The organism is Nitratidesulfovibrio oxamicus, from assembly GCF_015731765.1.
Classification (GTDB): domain Bacteria; phylum Desulfobacterota; class Desulfovibrionia; order Desulfovibrionales; family Desulfovibrionaceae; genus Cupidesulfovibrio; species Cupidesulfovibrio oxamicus.
The window spans coordinates 1-4023 of sequence record NZ_VRYY01000225.1; the positions used below are offsets into that span (position 1 = coordinate 1).

Here is a 4023-nt window from a genome sequence, read left to right on the forward strand (position 1 = left end):
CAGCGGCGGGGCCGGAAGGGGCCGTGGCTTCGGGGGCCGCGTCGGGGATGGCGCCGGGCGGCGGCGTGGCGGCCCAGGCCTGCAAACGGGTGAACCACCCTATTCTGGACATGACGTTGGCATAGGTGATGCGCAACGGAATGTACAGAAGCAGGAACCAGAACAGGGTGGAGGGCTGCTGGCCGATGAGCGGGGCTTCCCACGGCAGTTCCGGGGTGGCCACGGCAAAGCGCATGTCCATCCAGGCCAGGGCGAAGGGCAGGGGAATTATGGACACGCAGAACATGGCCCCGCCCAGCGAGAAATAGTGGCCGAAGGCGTCGTGCGCCTGGCTGTTGACGGCCTTGTAGCTTTCCTTGTCGCCCGCGCGCAGGGCCGCTTCCGATAATTTGTGATGATGCTCCATGCCGTGGCGCAGCTCTGCCAGGCGGCGGCGGTTGAGGCGCGTGGCGCACAGCGAAAGCCCGCTGCCGAGCGCGACGCACCACAGGGCCAGCACGGCCGTGCCCAGCACGAAGCCGATCAGGGCGTTGCCGGGCAGCCGGTAGGGCGCGATGAGGAAGGGATCCAGCCAGGCAAGGGCGGCGTGCAGGGTATCCATGATGCGTCAGGTTGCCTTCGTTTGCGGGAAAAGGAAAGGGGGCGGGGCTTGAGGCCCCGCCCCCCGGCGAATCGGGATGGAGTCTCGGCTAGCCGAACATCTTGATGTTGAAGAAGCCGCGCAGCACGTAGTCGATACCGACGTACAGGGCCAGCACGATGAACAGGCGCTTCAGCCACATGTCGGAGAAGTACTTGGAAGTGCGGGGACCGATGACGGAACCCAGGAAGATGCCCACCAGTTCGGTGCCGATCATGGTCCAGTCGAGCGGGGTGCCCTTGCTGACCAGGGTGGCGATGGAGGTGACCATGGAGATGAGCACCGCCAGGGCCGAGGTGCCGGCGGCCAGGTACATGGGCAGCTGCGAGATGCTGGTCAGGAACGGCACCAGCAGGAAGCCGCCGCCGACGCCGAGGAACGCGGCGATGGCGGAGATGACGATGCCGCCCACCACGGGCAGGATGGGGTTGAACTGGAATTCCACGCCCGAGAAGGTGAACACGCACTTGGTAAGGCTGGTGGAGATGACGTGCACGCCGATGGCCTTTTCATCGACCTTCTCGCCGCTCTTGATCTTCTTCACCGCTTCTTCGAAAGCCTTGGCGGCTTCCTTGGCCTTCTTCTTGGAAGCCTGGCCGGCGGGAGAGGTTTCCCAGAACAGGTACAGGCCAAGCACCAGCACGAACAGGCCGAAGTAGCCCTGGTACTGCGAGAAGGACACCTTGCCCGCGAAGAAGTACGCGGAAGCCCAGGCGCCGGCCAGCGAACCCGCGCCAAGGGCAAGGGCCAGCGGCAGCACCAGGCGGCCCATCTTGTAGTAGTTGAACGAGGAGATAAGGGCCGAGAAGCCCACCAGCCACTGGTTCGACGCCTTGATGGAGTCGGTGGCCACCTTGTTCAGGGGCAGGTCCTTGCCCAGCGACTTGGCGTAGCCGCCAAGGCCGAACACCGTCATGTGGCCCACACCGGCCATGACGCCGCCGAACGCGCCCACGGTGGAGAAGATCCAGCCTACCCACACGGCCCAGGCAAAGGACAGGATGGGGCTGACATGGGGGGCGCCGGGAATGCCGAGGAAGCCGGCGGGGGCGTCGGCCTTGACCTTGCCTGCCTGCACGGCGCCGTCAATGGCGTCGGACAGCTTGTCGGCCCAGGCGGGCTCGAACCACAGAAGGCTTACGGCAACGACGGCCGCGAGCAACAGCAGGTGTTTGGTGTGCTTGGACACGGTCTCTCTCCTTGGGATGGTGTTTCGGTGCGCTTCCGAAATGGGAACGGGGGCCGCCGCCCACGGGGGCGACACGGCGGCGGCCCCCGTCGTGCCTACTTTTCTTTCTTGAAGATGATCAGCGGACAGTTCTTGCAGATGTCCGCGCCGGGGAAGTTGTCGCCGGGGCGGGTGATGGCGCCGCTGCCCAGGTTGCGCTTGCGCTCCAGCAGGCGCTCCACGGTAAGGCCCATGTGTTCGCCGGGGATAACGAAGTTGATTTCGCCGCGTTCGGTCTTGCCCGCGTTGTAGCTGCCGGAGCAGGCGGGCAGCATGTTGGCGGTCTTTTCCTGGTACGAGTACACGGTGCCGCCGCAGGCGGAGGAGTTCATGGTCACGTTGGTCTTCAGCGGGTGCTGGTCGGTGGCGGCCATGTAGTCCACGGCCAGGTGGTAGGCCTGCATGTTGTCACAGTAGAAGTGAACAACGGAAGGATCGACCACGGCGTCGCCCAGCGGACCCACGGCGATGGCCTTCAGGCCTTCGGGCAGGCGCGGCTTGGAGCGCACGAAGCGTTCGGCCTGGGCAAGGTCGCGCACGTACTTGGCGTGGCTCTTGATTTCGTTGTCGTCGATTTCCTTCCAGCCGAAGGACACCAGGGCGTTGGAACAGCCGAGGCCCTCGGGGCCGGACAGTACGGTCTGGCCCTTCATGCGCGCGGCGATTTCCCACTGGCAGAAGGTCATGGGCTTCACGGGCAGGTAGAATTCGGCCTTGTCCTTGAAGGTTTCCAGTTCCGCCTCGTCGAAGAAGAACTTGACGGCGATGGGGTAGTGGTACAGGCGCAGTTCGTCCATCAGGATCTGCTGCATTTCCTTGTAGCTCAGCGACATGTGCGATCTCCTCGGGCGTGCGGCCCGTGTTGCGTGTAGAGCCTGCCTGGGCGCGGCGTGGCCGCGCGGCCTGTGGCGGGTACCGCCGCCCGTTTGATTCCCGGTCGTCCCTCGCATGTCCGCACAGGCGGGGAAGGCTTCCGGGGGCCTCCGGCGAAGGAGGGTGCATGCCTTCGCGGCATACCCGGCATGCGCGCCCGGTGGTTCTGCCTGGGCCTGCCAGCCGGGGCAGCCGGATGCGAGACGGTGGCGTGTCGGTAGGCCGCCCCTACCAGCGGTGAAAAAACCGGGCAACGGAAAACGGGAATGCGAAAAAATGTACTTTTCGCACAAGCGGAACGGGGTGGTGGTGTGTATTTTTGAGAGGTTTATGTGAAATAAATAATAACAATTCATTTCAATAAAATAAATATGCAATGAGGGACCGTTCAGGCGGGGCAGGAAGATGGAGAGAGGGTGTTTGTCCACGTTGATAGCATATTCCGGATGGAATGGACATATGAATCAGGCATGAAACCAGCCCGGAGCCGACGTTCTGTCCGTCACGGACAAAAGGTGGCCGGGCAGGCTTCAAGGGGTGCAGGGACACCTGGATGCAACCCGGTTGCATTTGCATGCAGCGCGGGGTATGCGGGCGTTGCGGCACCCTGGCCGCCGACCCTGCCCGGCCCTGTCCTGTCCGGCCCTCTCCGGCCCGCCGCGCCCCGTTCGGGCCATTTCTTCGTCGCTTGCCTGCGGTATCAGCCACGCCGCGTCATCCGGCACATCATTCCCCAACATACCATTCCATGGACGCACGCCTCATCCATCTCGCCCAGACCGCCCTTGCCGTGTTTCTCGAAGCCCTGCCCTTCCTGGTGCTGGGCTCGCTGGTGTCCGCCTGCATGGAGGTGTTCGTGCCGCGCGCCTGGGTGGAGCGCCGGGTGCCCAAATCGTTGCCGGGGGCGCTGGCCTTTGGCGTGGCGCTGGGCACGGTGCTGCCCACCTGCGAATGCGGAGTGGTGCCCGTGGTGCGGCGCATGATGGGCAAGGGGGTGCCGGTGCCGACGGCGGTGGCCTACATGCTGGCCGCGCCGGTGGTGAATCCGGTGGTCATGGTGTCCACCTGGGTGGCCTTTCGCGGCGACGCGCTGATGACCGGGCTGCGTGCGGCGGTGGTGGTCGCCACGGCGGTGTCGGTGGGCATTTCGGTGCGCCGCATGGCCGTGGACGGTGCGCTGCGCGCCCGTGTGCCCGGCGGTCCGGATGCCTGCGGGTGCGGCTGCGGGCATGAAGATGCCGAGTGCGGGCATGCCCCTGTCGGCCCCGCCAGCGGACAGGAA

Annotated in this window: 4 protein-coding genes; 1 reads left to right on the top strand and 3 read right to left on the bottom strand. The window is 65.2% G+C overall.

Annotated elements, in window-relative coordinates:
• From FVW20_RS09000 to FVW20_RS09010, 3 genes are all read right to left on the bottom strand, one after another.
• Positions 1-601 (bottom strand): hypothetical protein (locus tag FVW20_RS09000; RefSeq protein WP_196609148.1); only part of this gene is annotated, 601 nt, incomplete at its 3' end.
• 88 nt (positions 602-689) lie between these two features.
• Complete coding sequence (locus FVW20_RS09005) at positions 690-1829, bottom strand: sulfite exporter TauE/SafE family protein (protein ID WP_196609149.1); 1140 nt, start codon at positions 1827-1829, stop codon at positions 690-692.
• A gap of 95 nt (positions 1830-1924) precedes the next feature.
• The gene (locus tag FVW20_RS09010; RefSeq protein WP_196609150.1) at positions 1925-2701 is read right to left on the bottom strand and encodes a DUF169 domain-containing protein; all 777 of its coding nucleotides are present in this window, start codon (positions 2699-2701) and stop codon (positions 1925-1927) included.
• A gap of 788 nt (positions 2702-3489) precedes the next feature.
• Between FVW20_RS09010 and FVW20_RS09015 the strand changes: the two genes are divergently transcribed.
• The coding region (locus FVW20_RS09015; protein ID WP_196609151.1) for a permease at positions 3490-4023 on the top strand (534 nt) is incomplete at its 3' end.

Excerpts from the sequence above, each read along its gene's own strand:
- FVW20_RS09010 (WP_196609150.1), bottom strand. The coding sequence starts at position 2,701 with ATGTCGCTGAGCTACAAGGAAATGCAGCAGATCCTGATGGACGAACTG.